At 68.3% G+C, this 20,509-nt stretch carries 19 protein-coding genes and 1 pseudogene; 4 read left to right on the top strand and 16 right to left on the bottom strand.

Features of this window, described 5'->3' with window-relative positions; translation table 11 throughout:
- Window positions 1-912 (top strand): annotated as a pseudogene (locus tag ACWDR3_RS32845) (phosphoglucosamine mutase); the annotation flags it as partial.
- A gap of 791 nt (window positions 913-1,703) precedes the next feature.
- On the opposite strand, the gene ACWDR3_RS32840 reads toward ACWDR3_RS32845, so the two are convergent.
- Together ACWDR3_RS32840 and ACWDR3_RS32835 are read right to left on the bottom strand one after the other, a co-directional pair.
- Window positions 1,704-2,117, bottom strand: a complete 414-nt coding sequence (locus ACWDR3_RS32840; RefSeq protein ID WP_450356193.1) for a hypothetical protein — start codon at window positions 2,115-2,117, stop codon at window positions 1,704-1,706.
- A gap of 158 nt (window positions 2,118-2,275) precedes the next feature.
- The gene (locus ACWDR3_RS32835) at window positions 2,276-3,283 is read right to left on the bottom strand and encodes a DNA polymerase Y family protein (protein ID WP_450356192.1); all 1,008 of its coding nucleotides are present in this window, start codon (window positions 3,281-3,283) and stop codon (window positions 2,276-2,278) included.
- Window positions 3,284-3,371: 88 nt separating this feature from the next.
- Between ACWDR3_RS32835 and ACWDR3_RS32830 the strand changes: the two genes are divergently transcribed.
- Window positions 3,372-3,836 (top strand): DUF6233 domain-containing protein, encoded by a 465-nt coding sequence (locus ACWDR3_RS32830; protein ID WP_450356191.1) that lies wholly within the window; start codon window positions 3,372-3,374, stop codon window positions 3,834-3,836.
- Window positions 3,837-4,112: 276 nt separating this feature from the next.
- Here ACWDR3_RS32830 and ACWDR3_RS32825 read toward each other — a convergent pair whose 3' ends face one another.
- From ACWDR3_RS32825 to ACWDR3_RS32810, 4 genes are all read right to left on the bottom strand, one after another.
- Entirely contained in the window at window positions 4,113-5,279 is a 1,167-nt protein-coding gene (locus ACWDR3_RS32825; protein WP_450356190.1) for a hypothetical protein, read from the bottom strand.
- A complete protein-coding gene (locus tag ACWDR3_RS32820; protein ID WP_450356189.1) occupies window positions 5,276-5,851 on the bottom strand; it encodes an RNA polymerase sigma factor in 576 nt (191 codons plus the stop codon). The genes ACWDR3_RS32825 and ACWDR3_RS32820 overlap by 4 nt, the downstream gene beginning before the upstream one ends.
- Window positions 5,848-6,093, bottom strand: a complete 246-nt coding sequence (locus tag ACWDR3_RS32815; protein ID WP_450356188.1) for a hypothetical protein — start codon at window positions 6,091-6,093, stop codon at window positions 5,848-5,850. Before ACWDR3_RS32815 ends, ACWDR3_RS32820 begins: the two co-directional genes overlap by 4 nt.
- A gap of 112 nt (window positions 6,094-6,205) precedes the next feature.
- Window positions 6,206-6,682 carry a hypothetical protein gene (locus ACWDR3_RS32810; protein ID WP_450356187.1) on the bottom strand — a complete coding sequence of 159 codons (477 nt, stop codon included), beginning with the start codon at window positions 6,680-6,682 and terminating at the stop codon, window positions 6,206-6,208.
- A gap of 417 nt (window positions 6,683-7,099) precedes the next feature.
- On the opposite strand from ACWDR3_RS32810, the gene ACWDR3_RS32805 reads away from it, so the two are divergent.
- Window positions 7,100-7,435 (top strand): hypothetical protein, encoded by a 336-nt coding sequence (locus tag ACWDR3_RS32805; RefSeq protein ID WP_450356186.1) that lies wholly within the window; start codon window positions 7,100-7,102, stop codon window positions 7,433-7,435.
- A 381-nt stretch (window positions 7,436-7,816) separates the two neighbouring features.
- On the opposite strand, the gene ACWDR3_RS32800 is transcribed toward ACWDR3_RS32805, so the two are convergent.
- The 5 genes from ACWDR3_RS32800 to ACWDR3_RS32780 all read right to left on the bottom strand — a co-directional run bounded on the left by ACWDR3_RS32800 (window position 7,817) and on the right by ACWDR3_RS32780 (window position 11,845).
- Window positions 7,817-8,488 carry an HNH endonuclease family protein gene (locus tag ACWDR3_RS32800; protein WP_450356185.1) on the bottom strand — a complete coding sequence of 224 codons (672 nt, stop codon included), beginning with the start codon at window positions 8,486-8,488 and terminating at the stop codon, window positions 7,817-7,819.
- A gap of 103 nt (window positions 8,489-8,591) precedes the next feature.
- Complete coding sequence (locus tag ACWDR3_RS32795; protein WP_450356184.1) at window positions 8,592-10,076, bottom strand: UvrD-helicase domain-containing protein; 1,485 nt, start codon at window positions 10,074-10,076, stop codon at window positions 8,592-8,594.
- Window positions 10,073-10,555, bottom strand: a complete 483-nt coding sequence (locus ACWDR3_RS32790; protein ID WP_450356183.1) for a hypothetical protein — start codon at window positions 10,553-10,555, stop codon at window positions 10,073-10,075. Before ACWDR3_RS32790 ends, ACWDR3_RS32795 begins: the two co-directional genes overlap by 4 nt.
- The gene (locus ACWDR3_RS32785) at window positions 10,552-11,412 is read right to left on the bottom strand and encodes a DUF6083 domain-containing protein (RefSeq protein WP_450356182.1); all 861 of its coding nucleotides are present in this window, start codon (window positions 11,410-11,412) and stop codon (window positions 10,552-10,554) included. The genes ACWDR3_RS32790 and ACWDR3_RS32785 overlap by 4 nt, the downstream gene beginning before the upstream one ends.
- Before the next feature lie 169 nt (window positions 11,413-11,581).
- Complete coding sequence (locus ACWDR3_RS32780; protein WP_450356181.1) at window positions 11,582-11,845, bottom strand: helix-turn-helix transcriptional regulator; 264 nt, start codon at window positions 11,843-11,845, stop codon at window positions 11,582-11,584.
- 173 nt (window positions 11,846-12,018) lie between these two features.
- Here ACWDR3_RS32780 and ACWDR3_RS32775 point away from each other — a divergent pair, with 173 nt between their 5' ends.
- Window positions 12,019-13,056: a hypothetical protein gene (locus ACWDR3_RS32775; RefSeq protein WP_450356180.1), complete on the top strand. Its 1,038-nt coding sequence runs from the start codon at window positions 12,019-12,021 to the stop codon at window positions 13,054-13,056.
- A gap of 268 nt (window positions 13,057-13,324) precedes the next feature.
- On the opposite strand, the gene ACWDR3_RS32770 is transcribed toward ACWDR3_RS32775, so the two are convergent.
- The 5 genes from ACWDR3_RS32770 to ACWDR3_RS32750 all read right to left on the bottom strand — a co-directional run bounded on the left by ACWDR3_RS32770 (window position 13,325) and on the right by ACWDR3_RS32750 (window position 20,369).
- The gene (locus ACWDR3_RS32770; protein WP_450356179.1) at window positions 13,325-13,987 is read right to left on the bottom strand and encodes a hypothetical protein; all 663 of its coding nucleotides are present in this window, start codon (window positions 13,985-13,987) and stop codon (window positions 13,325-13,327) included.
- 181 nt (window positions 13,988-14,168) lie between these two features.
- The gene (locus ACWDR3_RS32765) at window positions 14,169-18,266 is read right to left on the bottom strand and encodes an SGNH/GDSL hydrolase family protein (protein ID WP_450356178.1); all 4,098 of its coding nucleotides are present in this window, start codon (window positions 18,264-18,266) and stop codon (window positions 14,169-14,171) included.
- Between the two features lie 118 nt (window positions 18,267-18,384).
- Window positions 18,385-18,768: a hypothetical protein gene (locus ACWDR3_RS32760; protein ID WP_450356177.1), complete on the bottom strand. Its 384-nt coding sequence runs from the start codon at window positions 18,766-18,768 to the stop codon at window positions 18,385-18,387.
- An 18-nt stretch (window positions 18,769-18,786) separates the two neighbouring features.
- The gene (locus ACWDR3_RS32755) at window positions 18,787-19,743 is read right to left on the bottom strand and encodes a hypothetical protein (protein WP_450356176.1); all 957 of its coding nucleotides are present in this window, start codon (window positions 19,741-19,743) and stop codon (window positions 18,787-18,789) included.
- Window positions 19,740-20,369 carry a hypothetical protein gene (locus tag ACWDR3_RS32750; RefSeq protein ID WP_450356175.1) on the bottom strand — a complete coding sequence of 210 codons (630 nt, stop codon included), beginning with the start codon at window positions 20,367-20,369 and terminating at the stop codon, window positions 19,740-19,742. Before ACWDR3_RS32750 ends, ACWDR3_RS32755 begins: the two co-directional genes overlap by 4 nt.
- Window positions 20,370-20,509: the final 140 nt, after the last annotated feature.

Genomic DNA, 20,509 nt, shown 5'->3' with positions numbered 1-20,509 from the left:
GCCGTTCCCTGCGAGTGGGCCGGAATTGCCGCTCAGGCTGCTCGCTGCGCGGCGGCGGGGCTTGCGGTACTCCCCAACCGGCTCGACGGGCTGAAGATCGTCCTCGACGAGGCGCATGGCGCTGCCTCGCGGGTCTCGCCCGAGGCGTTCTCGCGGGCCGGCGCCGAGGTCATCACCATCGGCGCGGATCCCGACGGGCTCAACATCAACGACGGCTGCGGGTCGACACACCTGGGGCTGCTCAAGGCGGCCGTCGTCGAGCACGGCGCGGACTTCGGCATCGCGCACGACGGTGACGCGGACCGGTGTCTGGCCGTGGACCACACCGGTGACGACGTCGACGGCGACCAGATCATGGCCGTACTCGCGCTTGCGTTGCGGGAGCGGGGTGCGCTGCGGGCCGACACCGTCGTCGCGACCGTCATGTCGAACCTGGGCTTCAAGCTGGCCATGGAGCGTGAGGGTCTGACGATCATCCAGACCGCCGTCGGCGACCGCTACGTGCTGGAGGAGATGAAGGAACACGGGTACGCGCTCGGCGGTGAGCAGTCCGGACACGTCATCATCCTCGACCACACAACGACAGGTGACGGCACGCTGACCGGGCTCATGCTCGCGGCGCGGGTCGCGGAGACCGGCCGTACGCTCAAGGAACTCGCGTCCGTGATGACCCGCCAGCCGCAGGTGCTCATCAACGTGCCAGGTGTGGACAAGTCCCGGGCGGAGACGGCAGGTGACCTCGCGGCCGCCGTGGCAGATGCGAAGCGTGAACTCGGTTCCACCGGGCGGGTGTTGCTGCGCCCGTCGAGCACGGAGCCGCTGGTGCGCGTGATGGTGGAAGCCGCCGACATCGAGCAGGCACGGTCGGTGGCCGGGCGACTCGCCGACGCGGTGAAATCAGCGCTGGGATAAGCACGCCCACGGCACGGCCGGCAGTTACTCACTGGTTTGGGAGACAGACAGTACCGAGCAGAGAGTTCAACTGTCCTCGAGTCTTAGCAGCACATACGGACGCCCCCGCCCGGCATCAGGCGGGGGCGCCAATGACCTACCTGCCCGAGCCCGCCGCAGCAAGGAGCGCGGCAGCAGCAGCAATCCAGTCGGGGCTCAGCCCGGCGCACGCCAACACGATGACAGCGATCACCACGATCATCACGACTGTGTGCCACCGGGTTGCGCCGTGTACCGGACACCCGCTGGGGTAAGTCTGACAGAGGGGTACAGCCATGTACTTCTCCTTCCAGGTTCGCCTGGGAACAGGTCCTCGGAGCAGGCCGGTTGGGAAGCCGGAGTGCCTGCGCCGGGGACCTTCTTGGCGTCGAAAGTCCCCTACCCACCCGGCAACGCTGTTCCCTGTCATACGGCCCTGCAGAGCGAGGCATCAGGGGCGCACGTGCGCATGGCGCTCGCCAAGTGGACGCTTTTATACGCCTGTTAGGCAAACATCCCTGGTCTCCCCTCACCAGCGTGGCGCTTCCCGCGTTGTTTCGACGGAAGCATCAGCCACGCTGCCGCAGCGGCATGGCTCCGCATCAGACTCCGTTCACACAAGCGACGGTCCTTCCTCAGCTACAAGGCCATGGACCCCTCGGACTCCCGCTCGGCTGGCCTGGCATACGCACTTCGATCCCTTGCCCAGTCATACGCCGAGCACCCCCGTCTACCGCCATGGACGGCGCATAGCCTTTTCAAAGAGACAGACCCTAGCCACGTCGGGGCGGGCGGCGGTGCAGGGCCCCGTTGAGGATGATGAGGGTATGGCCGGACCAGGCCGGGTGGCAGCTGTCGCACACTGTCTTCATCCAGCCTCCTGCCCGGTCCCCACGGGTTCTGCGGGATCCAGGGCTTCCGCAGAACTCGCAGGTGACGGCGGACTGCTGCTCGGTCGAGGCGACAAGATCCCGTACCTGGGGGTGACGTGCGGCCTCGGCGGGGGCGAGGTGGATGCGGGCTGTGCCGAGCTTCTCTTTCACGTCCTCCACCCAGTAATCGGAGACGTGGGTGAGCAGTTGGCCGTGCAGCTGCAGCAACAGCGGGTGCCAGCCCGGTCCGACGGCCCTCAGCCGGTCGGGCAACTGCCTCCCGGGAAGCTCACGCCGGTCATGGTGGTCATGCATGCCCTCATCGTGCCCTCAGCACGGTCCGGGCGACTTCCAAATCCGTCGTCGGCATTAGGGGCGAAGGCAATGTGTAGCGGATCGCGCCCGGAGGCCAGGTCCCCCAGGCTTGCTTGAAACGGGCCTGACCAGCCGGTGTGCGAATCGCCTGCGTACGGTCAGGAGGCGGACAGGTAGGTGGCGGCCGGGCCGATCGCGCCAGGCCCGAACTTCGCCCGGATCCGGTCGGCGGTCGACTCCGCCACCAGGCGCGCCTGCCGGGCGGCGTCAAAGCTGAGCTGTTCGGTGACCTGGCCGGCGTCGACCAGGTCCTCGCCGCACAGCATGATCCCGGTCAGCCGGCCACGCTGGAGGCCCGCGGCGTCCATCACCTGGTAGGCGAGCAGGCGCAGATCGTCCTCGTGCCCGGACGGCTCCACCAGGCGGCGTGTCTTCTCCCACTTCGTGCCGCCAGCGAACGTGAGCGTCAAGGTCAGGGCGCGGGCGGCCTGTTCCCGGCAGCGCAGCTCGGCACCGAGCCGCACAACCAGACCGAGCAATGCCGACCGAGCGGGAGCTCCGTCCAGGACGTCGTGCGGGAAGCGGTGGCGGACGGTCGCGGACGCCGGCTGACGGCGTGGGGTGACGGTGCGGGGGTCGATGCCGCGGGCCCGGTCGACCGCTGTACGACCGACCTTCCCCCCGAGCAGTCGTTGGACTGTCGCCGGCGGGAGTGCGGCGAGCATGCCGACGCGGTCGACACCGTAGCGCTGGAGGGTGGCAGCGTGGCGGGGACCGATGCCGTGCAACTCCTTTACTGGGAGCAAAGCGAGCCAGTCAGGGACGTCAGCCGGCTCGACGGCCAGGACGCCGCCCGGGCGCGGAACCTGCGCGGAGGCGGTCGTGGCGACGGTGACGGTCGGGCCGATGCCGACACGCACGTCGATGCCGAACCTCGAGACCGTCCGCAGCCGGAGCACGTCTCCCAGGTGAGAGGCGGTCGCGCCGTGGTAGCGCAGCGCGCCCCGCAAGTCGACCAGCGCCGCGGTGGGCGGCAGGGCCTGCACCACCGGCGACAACTCCCCCATCTGCTCCAGGACCTGCCAGTAGAGCTCTTCCGGCACTCGGTCCGGGCAACGCACATGCATCACCACACCCGGCCGACGCCCCGTCCACTCCGGACTCATCCGTCGCTCACCTCCTCCGGGAGGATATCGAACAAATAATCGAACACGCGAGTGCGAAGGACGTGATCGCGAGCATAGAATCAAAAATATGTTCGATCACTCACGGGATCTCCCGGACGACCTGGAGCGGCTCACCACGCTGCGGATCTGGCACGCCATGTGGGTGGACCGAATCGACTGCAAGGCCGCCTACCTGCGGCGGCGGCAGGCCGAGGAGGATCGCGGGCGCGCGCTCCGTCCGCCGGCACCGGACTGGATCCTCCAGCTCAGCCCTGCCAACGGCATGCCGCAGGCCGTGCACGTCGGCGACTGCGGCATGGCAGGCCGCCGGACGAAGCCGGTCAGCCAGGACGACGCCCGCCGCCTCCTCACCACCGACGGGGTGCCCGCCTGTCCGATCTGCCGACCGGACAGCGCACTGGGCATCGTCGACTTAGCCGGCCCGTCGCGCGAACGCGCGGCGGCAGCGTGGTTCGAACACCCTCGCCCGGCGGCTGCCTGTCGTGTCATCCGGGCGCCTTACACCCTTTGCCCGGAACAGGACCTGCCATGACCGTTCCTCCACCACCCCCGGTCTCGGAGCCCGATCCGTCCGCGCTGGTCTGCCCCGGCAGCAAGGTCGGCTCGTGCGCCAGTTGCGGACGCACGACCCACAAGTACGGCTCCGGCGGGAGCCCGCTGTGCCAGTGGTGCGCGGCCCCGGTCCTCGCAAACTGGGACCCCACGCCCGCCACCTCAGCAACCGCGCCTGACTCCGGGCACGGACTCCGTGCTCACCGCCCGGTCCGTCCGACTCGCCACTCCGGGTGCCGCCGGCCTCCCTCGCGTCTCACCGTTCGGCGAGGTCGCAGATCGTCGAGGTGCCAGGCCGGACAATCCAGGTGCCGCTGCCGGGCGGGCTTTCGGCCGAGCGGCTCTTGAGGTCTTCGACGTTGATGGCCGGCGGCCACCGCGTGGCGTGCTCGGACCAGTGGACACCGCTGAGGTCCATGCTGGTCAGGTCGGTGGTACTCAGGTCGGCGGCGGTGAAATCGTCCAGGAACGCGTACAGCGCATCCTTGTCGAGCGCGAGGAGCTCCCGGCTCAGGGCCAGGCCGATAGCCCGGCCAACCTCGGCGGTACGAACTTCGACAATGAGGTCGCGGGCACGGCCGAGGGCGAGGTCGACAGCGCGGACACGGTCGGGGTCGTAGGGGATGGTGAGGTCGCGGGCACGCTCAAGGGCACGGGCATTGGTGAACTCGCGGGCACGGTCGAGGACGCGAGCGAGGTCGAGGACGCGGGCACGGCCGAGGTCGAGGGCGCGGCCGAGGTCGAGGGCGCGGGCAAGGTTGACGGCACGTGCGCCGGCGCGGGCGCGGGTGTAATCGCGGGCATTGGCGAGGTCGCGGGAGAGGTCGAGGGCGCGAGCTCGGACGAGGATGAAGCCTGGGCCGCGGGCGGGCTCGCGGGTGAGGTCGCGGCCGAGGGCGCGAGCGTGGGCGCGGGCCCGGGCGAGGTCAAGGTCGCCGTCGAGGGCGAGGCCGAGAGCGCGGGCGAGGTCAAGGGCACGAGCGAGATCTAGGTCGACGGCGTCGGTGAGGTCGCTGGCAAGGCCGAGCATGCGGCCGAGGTCGGCGTTGTGAGCGTTGGCGAGGTCACGGGCGAGAGCTTGGCTGGCCGTCTTGACGTCAGGGTTGTTGCGCAGAGTCATGCGGTCTGCGGGGCTGAGCACGCGCAGCAGTTCGGTTGTGTCGGTGTGATGGGGCGTCGTGCGGTGCGTGTCAATCGGTGGGGTCGGGGCGGCGGGGAGGACGGCTGCCAGACCTGCCTCGGTGTCGAGGACGGTCTCGAGACTGTCGGTGGCAGCGTCGTGGCGGGAGTGGAGGAGGATTTCGCGCAGGCCGGCTTCGGGATCGAGGAGGTCATCGAGGGCGCGGGTCAAGGCGTGCTGATGCCGGGTCAGCCAGTGATGCGCGGCTTGATCGTGGCGGTTGGATCCGAAGTGGCGGGTCACTGTTCCCCCTCCCGTGCCTTGAGGTAGGCGGCCGCAGCGCGGCGGGCCTTCTTCAGGTTGGCGCGCACGTTCTCAGCCTGCAGACCGAGGAGATCGGCGATGTCGGCAGGGGTGAAGCCTGCCAGTGTCCAGGCCATGACCTGGCGCTGTTTCATCGGCAGGCTGCGTAACAGGGGCAGGGCGTCATGCCGGGCCTCCCATTCCGCGATGGCGTCGGGACGAGGGAGCAGGGAAGTGGGTTCGGCCACGTCGCCGACGGGTTCTTCCACGGAGGCGACTTTGCGCACGAGCGCGCGCGAGGCGGCGGTGTGGACCCAGGCCTTCGGATGAGTGATGCGGTCCCAGTTCCGGTAGGCACCGGTCATGATCTCCTGAGCGATGTCTGCGGCCACGTGCACGGCGGCGCCATGGTTGATCAGGAATCCGGTCAGAGGGCGGATGTTCCCGCGGTAGAAGGCGGAGAACTCGTCGTCCGTCTGCTGCCGGGCCCGGTGGCGCTGGCCGGGCGGGCCGGGGGGTGCGGGCGCAACCGCAGGGCGGTCCGTGCTGTCCGCCGGGTCATGGGTGCTCACGCTGCCTGGTCCTCCCCCGTGACCGGAGTACGGGTGATCCTCACATACAGGCGGTGGCCGTCACCGTCCCGGTCATCGAGCTCCACCTGGCCGTCCGGGACCACTGTCTCGGTGACCTGGAGAAGGTATCGCTGGCGCTGCTGTTCACGGCGTGCCCGCCACCGCAGGCGGATCCAGAGTGCCAATAGTGCGCAGGCTTTGGCGGTGACAGTCGAGACGACGACGGCCGTGGTCGGGTCCATCAGGGATCCCCCTTGCTCGTACAACGGACCCGTCCTTGAGGCCGGGCAGGAGTTAAGGGGGCGAGAAGCTCATGATCGTGAACTCGCAGACCAGGCAATTGATACCGCAGGTCTAGGGTCGGCCCGCAGCCGCCTCCACAGCCCAGTCGAGCACCGCGCACAGCGCCGGGAGTTCCTTCCCCAGAGCGCCGACCGGATCGGTGGCGAGGACCTGCGGCATGCCGAGCACGCAGCCGGTCACCGCCAGGATGAACACCGCGTCCTGAGGAGAGAGCCAATCGGCGTGCGAGAGGCCGGCTGCGACGTCCAGCCGTTCCCTAAGTGGTTCAGGAACGCCGCCGGTGCCCCACCGGTCCATCTCATCCCGGTCCCCCGGATCCAGACCGGCGGTCGCCTCCTGGACCGCGTCGGCCAGGTCCCCGGCCACCCAGTTCCGCTCCGGGCCCGGCACAGAGCGCAGCCAGTCCGCAGCCCTGCGGCCGGCAGCCGCCACCATTTCCAGCACCGCCTCCTCACCGGGGATCAGCTGCCGCTGCGGAGGGTCGGGCAGTCGGGCGGAGACGGGACGGGACAGCTCGTAGTAGGTCACGCACCAAGCAACGAAGCGCTCGGAGCAGGGACACCCCCGTGGGCTCCGCGCAACAGGCGCGGTCGCTGCCGCTAGACCGGGCGCGGACCGGATTGATGGGCCAGTTTCGGTCATTTGCTGCCGAGCACAGTGGGACTCCCCCGGACACGGGCGGACACACCTGGACACACTGAGACGCGTCAAGTCTCTTCCTACCTGGCCGAGTTGAATCCGGCCCGAGTTTCATCTCCCAGCCGGTGCGCCACACTCACTGACATGGCGAGCTTTCAGCAGCGGAAAGCGACAGGCGACGCACACGAGCAATACGTCGGTGACCGTCTCGCGCGGTGCGGATGGGCGGTCAGCGCCTGGGGACAGGGCACTCTGACACGCAGTGTCCGTCAGGTCCTGCGCACGAGTGACAGTTCGATCCGTTGGATGCCCGACCTCATCGCGGCGCGGGATGACGCTCTTGCCCTGATCGACTGCAAGAGCCGCATGACCAGTACGACGACGAACCGGCATGCGGTCGAACGAGCGGCGGTACGGGCGCACTTGCAGCTCTCCGCCTGGACCTTTCTGCCGGTCTACTACGTCTTCGACAACCTCGACGTGCTCACGCCGCACGACGTCCTCACCGATGGCCGCAACGGTCCTCGGTCCTCGGCGGGCTCAGGATCGGCCTACTACCTGGTCGGTGCCGGTACCGGCCGGTCCTTCGACTCCGTCTTCGGCTGCATCCAGGGCCGTGGCGTCTTCAACGCCGCCGCTTGACGAAGAACGCGTGCGGCCGCGGGCGCCGGCAGCCCGGCCGGCGTGGGGAACTCGCCTCACACCGCGGGGAGTTCCGCCTTCGCACACGCTCAGCGGCACGCCACCGCTGATCGTGAAGGAAGTGTTCCCCTGTTCGCGGGCCGTGTGATGCCGGCAGGGAACAAGCACGTGCCGTTCGCCGTTCACTTGTACGTGGCTGCGGAGGGGACAGTGTCCCCGGGCCTCATCTACAGCCCATGGGGACGATCGTCCGGCTGAAGCCCCATGGAGCCTTCCGCCGAGAGGCGACCGCCCTCCGCCCGCCACCACCTCACGGCCCCGGCTGGTCTCCCCCGTCCAGCCGGGGTCTTTTGACACTCTCACCCGGCCGGCTCGTGGCTGTTACCGGGCGAGCGTGACCGTGATCGGCTCGTTGGGACAGCGGTCCAGCGTCTCGGTGAGCGCAGCGCTTTCCGCGGGGTCGACGGTCAGTCGGTAGCGGGTCTTGTCGGCCACCCAGTCGGTCACGTACCGGCAGGCGTAGCCGGAGGAGGGCGGCAGCCAGGCGCTGGGGTCCTTGTCAGCCTTGGAACGGTTGGAGGCTGCGGAGACCGCGATCAACGCGCGTGGGTCGTCGAGGTCGTTGGCGTACGCTTCCCGTTCCTTCGCCGTCCATGCCGATGCCCCGCTGTCCCACGCCTCGGCGAGCGGTACGAGGTGGTCGACGTCGAGTTTGCGGGCGCTGTCGAGGTACTGGTCGTCGTAGGGCGAGTACCAACTGCCCCCGGTGAGTGCGCAGCTGGAGCCGACGGTCGGGGTGGTGACCGCTTCCTGGAGGAGGACCTCGGCGCGGGTGTTGCAGCCGTCTCGGTCTGCGTCGGTCCAGTGCCGGAATTTGCTGCGCTCGTACCCTGTGCGGTCCTCTTCCTCAACCGGCAGTGTCTGCAGGGCGTCCCGGACGGGCAGGGTTACCGTCTCGCCGGGTGCGGCCTCGGCGGCGGAGGCGGGGGTGAGCAGTGCGGCCAAGGCGCTGAGCACGGTGGCCGCCGTGGCGAGGGCAGGCGTGTGCGGCAAGACGGATCCCTTCGAAGATCACCAACTGTCCGTGATCTTCGTAGTGGGTCCGGCTGCGGCTCGCCCGGGGTCCGTCCGCTGCTTCACCCGCCGGGGCGGTAAGTCACACCGCGTTGGCCGAAGGCGTCCAGGGTGTTCCGTGTGGGTGATCGTGGATCCAGGACAGCCCTCCGAGATCGAGGCGGGCGCGGGTGCGGGTGACTGCTACGTAGGCGAGGCGGGCGTCTGCGTCGTCGATGGGTCCGGGTACAGGCCGGCCTTCGGCGTCTTGCTGGTCGGTGTCCTTGGGCGGGGTGAAATCGTCGGCGATCTTCACGCGAGGCCATTCGCGGCCTTTGGCCTTGTGGGCGGTCGAGACGGTCACTTGGGCGTGCTGTTCGGGCACGAGGTGAGCGACGGCGGTGAGAATGGCGTCGGTGCCGTGCGTGTCGACGAGGTCGACCAGGGGCTGCAGGTCACGGCCGGCGGGGTCGTGGGCGGCGTAGTCCTGCAAGTCGCCCCAGGAGGGGAACAGCAGGAGTTCGGGGTGGGTGGTGCGGCGGCCGTCCTTCAGGTCGCGGGCTGCCTGGGCCAGGGCGCGCAGACTGTCTCCTCCCCCGGCCAGGGCGACCCGGGATCCGGTGGCCATCAGGCCCATGACGTGGGCCATGGCTCCGACATTGGTGCGGCACAGCACCGCGTCGGGCCGGGTGAGAGGGCCAAGTTCGGTGGGCACGGTCTCGGTGCCGCTCAGACGCAGGGGCGCGTCGGCCAGGCGCAGCCAGCGGTTGGCTTCCTCCGCGAGGAGGGGGCCGAAGCGGAAGGACTGGGAGAGGGCGAGCTGGCTGCCGTCGAAGCCGGTCATGATGTCTTTGGCGCCGCGCCAGTGGTAGATGGCCTGGGCGGAGTCGCCGACCATGACGAGCTGGGCATGGTCACGCTGGGCAAGGAAGATCTGTTCAACTGCGGGGTTGGTGTCCTGGGCCTCGTCCAGGAGGAGGAAGTCGGTCGGGATGTGCGGCCGGGTGAGGGCCCAGATCTTGAGGTAGTGGTCGTGGTCGAAGCGGACGGCGCCGTCGTCGGGGTGCTGGAGGTCGGCCCAGGCTTTGCGAGCGAACGGGACGATGTGGGCGGCGAGTTGGGCGTGTGGGTCGGCGTGTTCCAGGCCTCGCAGCGGGGGCACGTGGTGGCGGGTGATGGCTTCGTCCGCGGTGTGGCAGAAGCGCGTGACGGTGCGCAGGGTGGCGTTGGAGAGGGCCTTTTGGGTCACCTCGCAGTCGCCGATGCGGATGGCTTTGGTGATGCCGAGGGCCTGTCCGGTCTGCCAGGCTGGACGTCGTGGGGCGTTGAGGCGGCGGGTGTAGCGGTGGCCGACGGCCGCGTAGGCCAGAGCGTGCGCGGTCTTGCACTGGACGGTGGCGGGGAAGCGGGTGCGGGCGTCCTGGGCGATGGCCCGGTTGTAGGCGAGGTAGCGGCCCCGGCGCCGGGTGGTGTGGGCGAGCAGGGCAAGGGTGGTGGTCTTCCCGGTGCCGGCGCCGGCCTGCAGGGCGAGGTGGTCGCCGGCGTGGAAGGCGTCAGCAGCGGCTTGCTGTTCGTCGGTGGGCTTCATGGCGTGCGCCTCTCAGACAGCCGGGTGAGTGCGTGCCCGACAGCAACGAGCAAGTGAGCGGGGGCGGTGCGGGCCAGGAGCTCGTGCACCGCCCGGTCCAGGCGGTCGGACTCCTGCTCGGCATGCCGGGCAAGGGCCTGGTGCAGGGCCAGTTCCACGAAACGCTCAGGACTCTGGTGCGCGCGGCGGGCTTCGGCCGTCAGGACGGCGCGGGCGGCGGGCGGGAAGGCGACGTTGAGGAGCACCTGGTGGTAGGCGTCCGGGTAGTGCGTGGTGATCACGTCGATGGGCAGCCGTGCGCCGAGTCGGTGGCGTAGTCGACGGACGGCCTGGTGAGGGGTCTTGGCGTGGACGAGGGCCATGAGGCGGGTGGCGTCGTGGTTGGCGGCGAGCGGCAGTGCGCGGGCGGCGCGGTGCAGGGCCGCCGGGGAGAGGGGGCAGGTCAGCACGATTTCCAGGGCGTGGTGCGGCATCGTCATCCTCTCCCCTGCCGGCAGGGTTGGGGGTGGGGTAGTCGGGTGCGGATGTGCGTCGCGTGCAGGAGGGGGTCGAAGGGCTGCCATCCGGCCAGGGCGAGGTCGGCGGCGGTGGGGGCGGCGGCGTGTGCGGGGCAGCGTTGGGCGCGCCAGCGCAGTTGTTCGCTGTAGGGGAGCCTGCCGAGGTCGTAGACAGCCATCAGACCGTCGGGCAGGGCGAGTTGGCCGCGCTGCGCTGTGGCCGGCAGCAGTTTCCAGGTCCCGGTCGGGCCGGTGGGTGCGGGGACGGGGTGGGTGCAGCGGTTTCGTTGGCGGGTCTGGGCCACGCAGCGCAGGTCTTTGAGTGGGTGTTCGGCGAGGTAGCGGCAGAGCAGCATCTGCACGACGGGCCGGTCGGGCTCACCGGTGCCTGTGGTGGGTTGTGTGCTGGTGGCCGGGGCGGGGATGAAGGTGCCGGTGTCGATCATGCGGCGGGTGCGGACGGCGAGTTGGCGTCGGATCGCTTCGAAGGCCGGTGGGGCGGAGCAGGTGGGGGTGCGGTGGGGGCAGAGCAGGGTGTGCGGGATGCGGCACCAGGCGCTGCCGTCGCTGTGCGGGTGGGCGATGCCGCCGCTCAGGTGCCAGCGGCAGGATTCGGGGACGTCGGCGGCGGCCAGTTCGACGGGGTGCAGGGCGATGGGCCGCTGATCGCTGCGCTGGTAGAGGTCGATCCGGTTGCCGCACTGGCGGCAGCAGCGGCTTTGGCCGGCGCGCAGCAGGCGGCTGGGACTGGGGCCGGCCACCCGCAGGGGCCGGAGGCGGCGGGTGGTGCGGTGACTGCCGTCCCAGTGACGGCCGGCGGGGGTGGGAGTGGGGCACATGGCGAGGACCGTGCCAGGCGACACGCGGCGAGAGGTGCCGGGGCCGCCGACATGTCCTCCGGTCGGCCCAGCCGAAGCGAACGGGCGTGCGCGCGAACGGTCTTGTGTTCTACGCCTGCTCACCGTTCGGGTGATCTGTGGCGGGATCCGCGCAGGGTGCGCCAGCAGGTCAGGGGGCTTGCGTGCCGGGCGGGGTGTGGTCCTCGCAGAGGGGGCCCAGCAAGCGCTCGATGGGTACGTCGAAGGCATGGGCGAGGGCGTGCCAGGTGGTGACACTGCCGGTCGTACGGCCGTGTTCGAGGTCGATGAGAGTGCGCCGGGCCAGGCCACTACGGCCTGCAAGCTCGTCGAAGGTCCAGCCGCGCTCGCCCCGCAGGCGCGCCAGCGTGACACGCAGCGCGGTGAGGTCGGGATCGGGCGGCAAGATCGTCACCCCACCATCCGACGGTGCAGGACCCTGCCCTGTCAGTGCAGACCTCTGCACTATCTGTCGAGGTGGGAGTGACATTCGCAGTGCAGAGATCTGCACTACCGTGCGGTCGTTCCGGCCTCCCACAGCCGGGCACCGACCACCGCGGCCCGGACAGACGGGAGGACGACCAGCCGATGAGGCTTGCCCGTGCGCATGCCGCAGTGCAGCGCATCTGGACCGTGGAGCTGCGCCCGCAAACAGGCGGCCCCACCCTTGTCTGCCCCTCCTGCACCGCCCGCACCTCTCCCCTCAAAGCCTCCTCCGCGCGATCCGCCGCGCTGGAGCATCTGGCCTGCCACGCCCGCGCCGACGCGCTGCCGGCCTATCTGCGCAGCTGCCAGTGCCGGGCGCAGGGATGCGCGTGGCATCCCCGCCACCGCGGATGTGCCGGACCGGTGCGTCTTGCCCTCACCCGCGACCGCGCCGGCCGCACCTGGCGACTGGCCGACGCCTGCACGGCCTGCGCGGGCGCGACCAGATATACCGCGGTGGTACCGGACACACTGCTCGGCTCCGCCCGGCCGCAGCCCTCCGCCGGCCCGCCGCTCCCTGCCCGCGTCGGGCTCCGCCCGGAGTCCGACGAGCGGGTCCGTGTGCGGGAGATGCTCACCTACCTCGGCGCCGCGCTGCCCCAATTCACCTCCCCCGCCGCCCGGTTGCTGGCTCTGCAGTGCGCCCTGCGCGCCGACACCCGCGGACATGTCCGGCTGCCGGCGGGGCTGTTGCGCGGCATGCGCCTGCACGGGCACCGCGACCTGTGGCAGGAACTGGCCCACGCTGGCTGGCTGGAGCCGCCGGGCACACGGTCGGCCCCCGTGCAGCTGCGACTACTCGACGCCGCGGTCCTGGACCAGGCGCCCGGACGCCGCGCCCGCCGCCGCGCCGCCCACTGGGCGCTGCACCCCGCCTCGCTGGTCTTGCCGACGGCACCGCCCGCACTGCGACTGACCGCCCTGACCCTGGCCGCGCACACCTCCGCCGGCTCCGAACACAGCACCGACCTGAACACCCTCGCCCGCCTGTGCGGACACTCCCCACAACAGACCAGAGAACTCCTCGACCGGCTCGTGGCCACCGGCACCCTGAAGACCTGGCACCACAACCGGGAAACCGACGAAGCAGTCTGGCAACTCCCCCGTCCTGAGCTTCCTCATACAGGGCGATGGCGCTGATGACGACGGTGTTGCTCTACTGCGTCGCACGCCACGAGCACGCTGAGGAGGTCACCACGGGCGGATGAGGGTTCCGCGGAGTCGCTGGGGCCGCGTAAGGCATCAGCGCGCCGAAGCCATCGGGCAGCCGTATCTGCTGCAGAGCACCGACGGGCGAAATTGGTCTTCCATCGACGCGCAAATTGACGAGATCAGCCGCATTTGGGCGACTGATGGGCGGATCTGCAGAGTTTGGTACACGCCGGGGAAGCGGCAACGGGAGACGAACCTACTTGGATACTTTGAAGTATTCCGGGGATGCGAGATCCAGTTTGAACACCATCCCGTACTGCCTGCGGATGGCGGCCACCGTCTTCGTGTCCGGCTCCCGTACGCATCGGATCACCGGTAGGTCGTCGGCGGGGCACTTGCCGGGTTCTTTGACCATCAGGTAGGGCCGGTTGTCACGTATGGGGTCCCAGGACAGGGTGTGTTCGGGAAGGGACAGCTCAGGTACTTCCGGGTGATCGCCGTGACCTCGGTAGTAGTCGACGAACTGCCCGTAGGCGTTGTGAGAGAACGGGATGGCGGATCCGGTACGGTCACCGGCGGTGAGGATACCGTCGAGGACGGAGACAAAGCGTTTCCGGTCAGCACCGTAGTACGCGGTGACCGACATCGAACAGCTGACCTTGTACTGGTCGTCGCCGTTCGAGTCGAACCACTGTTTCCCTCTTCCTGCCAGACAGGTATCCCGCACGACAACTAGGGCGAGGGTCAGGCGGGTGCGGTCGTCATACGCGCGAACCACATCGCGCAGGTGTTCCTCCGCCTTCTGCCGAGCCTGTACCGCTTCAGCGCTTCCCGCGAGTTTGCGGACTTCCTTCGGGCTCACGGCGTGGCCCTCGGACGAGCAGGCAGAGAGGGCTAAGACGATGACGGTGGCGGCCACGCCCCACACAGACCTGCGAACTCTTGCCATGCTCTCCCCTTGCCTGTGTTCGTGCCCCGCGTGGCTCGCTCATGCAACTGTCCGGCAGAGCAGACGAGTTGTGCATGAGTATCCGTACCTACAAACGTCCGTTCCGGGGCCGCGATACTTGCGGCGGCCCCGGAACGAATGGCTGTCCGGACTACAAGCCCATGCCTGTCATGGTTCGTTCAAGGGAGTTGGCGTACAGGCGTGCTCCACCGATCTTCGGGTGGAAGGACTGGGCGGACAGTCCGTACGTGTTCAGGATTGTCCAGTCCTTGATTGGGTCGTCGGAGGTGGTGAGGGTCTTGACGATGCCGTTGACTTGTTCGGGGTTTCCGCATACGGCCTTGCCGGCGAAATCGTTCGTCGGGTTCGAGAACCATGCGAGGACGCCCTGCTTCTTCACGTCATCGACGGCTCCCTGCATCGCCGTGGCCAGGGTGCCGGCTGTTTCGTTGAGCCAGTTCGCGGAGTCCGCCGACAGTCCGAGTTGGGCGGTGCCGATCCCGACCCTCAAGCAGGACCCGTTGTCGGAGAGGAGTGGCGGGTAGCCCATGAGGACGATCTTCGCCGACGGCGCCTTGCTGTGGATTGCCGTCAGCGTTCTGACGATGTCCGGGCGCACAATCTCGTTGATGATGCCGGGGACAGCTGTCTTCAGGGTCTGCCCGACGAACTTCTGGTCCCGCCCGCCGACTTTGCTGTCCGGGTCGCCGCTGTCGAATGTCTTGTCGCCGCAGTCGCCCACTCCGAAGGAAATAAGGCATTTCTGAACTATCCCGCTGAAGCGGGCGTCGTTGCCGCCGATGGAGATGGTGACCAAGGTTGTGTTCGCGTCCAGGTAGCCCTGGTTGATCTGTGGCACCTCGCCGCCGTTGTCCTGCGGTACACCCAGCACGTTGTAGGTGCGGGCGCCGGAACAGGCGATGAGGTGGTAGTCCATCCGAGAGCTCCACGAGTCGTTCAGATCCGCCGTGGGCGAGGTCTCTCCGGGAATCGTCGCCTGCCTCGACCATGCCTGACGAGAGCGGTGGCAGGCGTCCCGGACGTCCTTGTTGCGGTAGTTGGTCTCCGGGTAATAGTCCCGGTTCCCTTCTGATGCCCCCTCACCGGATGAGTAGGAGTCACCCATGGCGACAACCACGTGGTTCGGCTTACCCGAGAGGGGCTGGAAGGCGACGGCATCCCAGGCGACGTCCTCGTCGGCCGTGCCGTCATCGGTGGCGTTGGCGAGGGTGACGCTGGGGGTGCCGGTGAAGTGGAAGGCACCGAGACTGACCCAGCGGTTCGCGCGTTGCTCCACGATTCTTTGTGGTGAGGTGCTGTCGGAGCCGCCGATCACGTAGGCGGCCTGCCGTGTCTGGGCTCCGGTGTCCGGCAGGTGCACAAAGACGCGCGCCCATGACACGCTCTGCTCCAGTGTCCAGGTGCCTTTGACGGTCATCCGGCCGCTGTCTCCGCCGAGATGGGCGGCGTCGCGGGTGTGGGCGAACCAGAAGTGACCGTTGTAGCCGCCGCCGACCTGGTGCAGGTCGGCCTTCGCGTCGTACTGGCCGAGGCCGGGTCCGGTCGCGTTGGGGTCGGCGTAGAACGTGAACTGGAAGCTGCCCGCGTCGGTGCCGGTCGTTCCGCAGTCGCTGTAGGTGTTGGTGCTGTCCGGCATGGAGTTGACGATCAGCGAAGTCGACGGTATTCCGGTGGCTCCGGTGGTGGTGCACACGGGGCTTCCGGTCTGGAGGCGTGTGCCGCGCCCGGGTTCGGCGCGCAGGGTGGCGTATTTGATGCTCTCGTTGCCGCAGGCATTGGCGGGGGCGGCGCAGTTTTTCCAGGTCGCGTTGGTCTCGTGCCACCAGTAGCGGGCATAGCAGGCAGCGTCGGGGCACTGAGGCGGATTCGCCGCGTCGCAGTTGTTGTGGGAATTGCAGAAGGTGTCGAGGGGTGGCTTGAGTTCACTGCGGGCCTGGTCACTGGTCCACCAGGCAGGTTGGAAGCCTGCCGTGGCGTAGCCGGACTCGCCGGGCCAGTCTTGACGTCCGGAGGTTGCATAGGAGTAGCCGGTGTCGATGGACCATGCAGCCCATCCCAGGACCTTCTCCTCATATGGCCAGTCCTGCGGGTGTGCGGGGTCTTTCGCCCAGCCGTCCGGATCGAGCTTGCTGTCCAAGAACGGCTTGCGGTCCGGTTTGTAGGAGGGGTTGGCGGGGTTGTTGTACCAGCCCAGGCCCCAGTTGCCGTTCGTTCCGGCGTCGGAGCGGCTGTTCATGCCCGAGTTGTAGTTCCACAGGGCCGCGAACCAGTTTTCCGGCTTGGCGGCGTCGTCGTTGTTGAGGGTGAGCGTCTGTCCCGGCTCGTGGATCTCGTTCCACTTGTCGGCGAGGATGTACATGGAGGCGGCGATGTTCACGGTGTAGTCGAGGGCGACCGCGCGTTGTGTGGCCGCGGGCAATGCCTTCTCGTTCGGCTTCTCGTGCCCGGCCAGCCGCATACCGTCGGTGACCTGCCCCACGCCGTAGCCGCAGTCCGAGAGATCCCAGTGGATCGTCCAGTGCGAGGCAGGGTCTCCTTCGACCGTCTTGTGTCCGTAGAAGCCGTCGTAGGCAGCAAGCGGGTTGCCCATCTGGCCAGGGATCGATCCGGGCTCGGCCTGCCACAGATTCGACTCCTGTGCCATCACGCCCAGGAGCACGTTGGCGGGTATGCGGCCGCCTCCGGTGAGCGACGGGCGGGAAAACAGCCCCTGCGGGTCGACGGTGCTCAACCCGCTCGCGTTCCGCCATCCGCCCTGGGTGAGCCACTGCGCATGCAGCTCACCCCGCACGGCCATGTCGACGGCCCATTCGACCTGGTTCGGGGTCGGCTGCAAGGCGAGGCTCTTGACGTCGTTGCGGGGTACGGAGCACCAGCGGTCGGGGTCCGTGGGGTCGTGCGAGACAGCGCCGGCGCGCAGGGTCGCCGCAGGTGTTCGCCTGCCGGTCAGTGCGGGCGAGAATGTGCCGTTGCCGCTCTCGGCCGTGGTGTCCGCAACAGTCTGAGTGATCCTTTTCCCGGTGGAAGTAGCCGTGGAGGTGACTGTCGTCGGCTGATCCGAGTTGACGGTCTCCGGGGTTGGCGCCGCGTTCTCCTGTGCTGGCGAGGCAGCGTCGTGCTTGTCGAAATCCTTGCCCGCGTCCTTGACCCGGGAGAGACCGCGACGGATGCCTGGGGTGATGACTTGGCCGATTGCGAGACGGCCGAGGGTGGAGATGTCCGCGTCGGCCGGGGCGTTGAGGCGGGTGACTCCCGTGCCCGTGGTCTTCGGGGTGCCGGCCGGGTGGCCGGTGAGGAACACCTTGCCGTGGTCGCCCTGTTGGAGTTCAAGGTCACCGAGCCTGCCCCTGGCGATCAGGGATGGCCTGGAGCGGCCGTCCCAGATCTTGGCGCTTGCCGTGCTGTCGCCTGTGCGGTCGACCAGGGCGATCCGGCCGGCTGCCGTGGGGCGTATGTCGAAGGGAACGTTGTCCGTTGCGGCCAGGGTTTTCAGCCTGCCGGAGTGGTCGATACGGATCAGGCTGCGACCGCGCGCGGCCACCGTGCCGTCCTTGACCGGTACCGCGCTGGTCACCTCACCGGCAAGTGCGGTGTCGGAGGTCGACCGACCGGTCCTGTCGACGGTCACCAGCCGGGTCTTCATGTGCGCCGGGTCGTTCATGTCCCGGAAAGCAGTGAATACCGCCTGGTGTGTGGCGGTGTTACAGGACGGGTCGAAGTAGGCGAGCGTGGCCGTGAACGGCAACTTCGCCACCCGGCCTGTGCGGAGATTGACGACGGCAGCGAACGCACCGCCCTGCATCAGGTCCGGCTTGTTCGTGAACGCGCGAGGCGCGTAGACAGCGGCGGCATGGTCGCGGTCCATGACGCAGGTGTTGCCGATCCACGAGTCCGCGGACAGACCCGGCTCAGCGAGGACAGCGACGGTCTTCCACGTGTACGCCTTCCCCGCATCGGCGGTAAGGATCTTGAATCCGCTGGCATCGGCCGCGCCGGTGACGGCCCGGTCCTTGGACGTGTTCCATCCCTTGCCGAGCGTGCTGTCCGGATTTGCGACACGCACCGGCGGCGCCGGGGTCGCTGTCGCCGCTGCAGCGGGTAATGGCCTTGGTTTCGCCGCGGCCGCGAAAGCCGGCGCCGCACCCTGCACAAGGCCGGTCAGGGTCGCCGCTGCCGCGAGACCTGCGACCACCGCGCGGGCCTGGCGGGCTGGTCTGGATACGTTCAACGCCCTCATCCCTCCCGAAAGAGTAAAGTAATGTCCATGACAAACCCAAGCCGCACCCCTCCTCCGACCAGAGGAAATCGGAGGAAGGGGTGCGGGCGGGCAACGGGGAACGGGCCGGTTAAGACCCGTCGAGAACCTTGTGGACGTCGCGGACTTGGACTCCCGCGAACGCGTTCTGCTTGTCCCACGGCACAGCGGCAGTCCCGGTGTAGGTGTCACCAGGCAGGACGTGCTGCCGGACGGTCTTGTCCGGTCCGCCGAAGTCGAACGAGATCACGTATGTGACGGGAGCGGGCCCTGTGTTGCGTACGACGTATTCGACGACTGCCTCAAGCTGCCCGTGACGAGTCTCGGTGTCGTACTGGGTGACCTCGACCTCCGCTTTGCGGGAGACAGCCGCCGGTTCGGTATCGAGGTGGGTTGCCACATACCAGGCAGTTCCCCCGACAACGATGACGAGGGCCAGCAGCAGGCCGAGAACTGTGCTTCTACTCTTTGTCACGGTGCTTCCGGGTGGGCGTCAGGGGGTGGCTGCGGCGGCGAGGACAGCATGTGCCTTCTGGACCAGTTTCTGGTTGTGGGCCTTCTCCGCCTGCAACTCTTTCAGGTGGGAGGCGATCTGGGTCTTCTGGTAGGCGGATTCGGTCTGGTGCCAGGCCGGGACGAGGTCCGCGGTCTGCTTGCAGTCCACGTCGATGGTGGCCATCGTCACTTCATCCTTGGCCGGCTTCAGGTCGCGCAGCTTCGGTGTGGCGAACCGGCCCTCAGCGTCGTCGAGGCTCTTGACCTGGTAGCCGTGCTTCTTCATGCACGAGGACCACGACGTGAGCGCCGCCTTCACAGCGGAACGGGAGCTGGTCGCCTCGTAGGACTGCGACGCCAGATCTCCGGAGAGGTCGGTCTCGAACAAAACCCCGACCTTGTCGTTCGCCTCCGGGATACAGGAGTCGTTCATCGCCGTGTCCCACCCCGAAACGGAGGACTCCTCATCCTGTCGGGCCAGTTCGGCGTCCTCGGCTTGAGTGTCGTCCTCGCCGTCCTGCGGTGCGGCGAATCCGAGCCTTGCGGCCTCGGTGCGGTCACTGATGCCGTAGCGGCGCTTCATGTTCATCGCGTCGTACGGACTTGCTGCCGTCAGGCTCGAGGGTTCAGGAGTGAAACTGAACCCGAGACCCTGCATGCACTGCTGCTTGACCAGGTCTCTGGCGTTCTCCACGTCCACGACGTCAGGAGCGGCCATCATGTAGTCCTGGAGCGGGAGGCGCATTCCCTTTGCCAGGCCCCTCTCGACCTGAGCTTTCGGCCATGCGGCACGGGCCTTCGCATCCGGCAGAGCCATCGCCTGCACCGCCAGGTGGGTGCTCTTGTCTCTTGCCGAGTCGTCGTGCGAGGCGCTGCACGCAGAGGCGGATACGGTGGCGGTGACGGCGAGGGTGAGGGCAGCCGCCTTGATTCGTGTGTTCGGCATGATCCTCAACTCCTCTTGTGCGAGCTGTTGCTGTTCTTCAGGCCAGAGCCGAGGTTGCGGGCGTAGCCGTCCGCCTTCGGGTAGTACTTAGTGGTGCCGTTGTAGCTGGTCTTGGAGTACACCGTGTACGCGGCGTAGGGGTCCTGGTTCCACGCTGAGGCCGCGTTGTGATAGACACTCTGCCCCGCTCCCTTCTGGTCACAGGGATGCTGCATGCCGTGATAGGCATCCGAGGGGAAGAAGTCGAACACGAACCGGACCAAGGTTGCCCCATTGGGCGAGTAGCCGTCCTCGTTCGACCGGGAATGCCGGGTCGCAAGGCAGCCGCTGAGAGACTGCCACGTGGTTTCCGACCGCGAGTTGAAGTGGATACGGAAGCAGTGGGTCGGGTTGCTGGTATCAGTGGCGGTGCAGTCGTTGTGGACGTATGACGTGGCAGCTGATGCAGGCGGCGCCGCATAGATCATCGCGGTGCAAGCGACGGCAGCGGCAAGAGCGGCTGCCGATGTGGACCGGTGCAAGGATTCCCCCTCCGTGAACGCACGCAGCAGGGAAGCGGCATGGCCGTGCAGACGCTCCCCCGGTGCGTAAGGCCGGCCGTGGCGCAGGATGGTTGGTCTGGTCCAATCGCCCACGGCTCCGCCACTTTAGCCACAATCCAAACGAGGGAGGCAAGAGGTGACTGAGAGGATGGCGCGATCCCGCCACCGAAGATTCAAGCAGCAACTACTCGCGATCCCTGTCGCCCTTGAGACGGCGCGGATGGAGCGGTTGT

The organism is Streptomyces sp. NPDC001002, from assembly GCF_053599215.1.
Note: the sequence above shows the minus strand (reverse complement) of the source record. Positions and strands in the feature narration are given on the sequence as shown.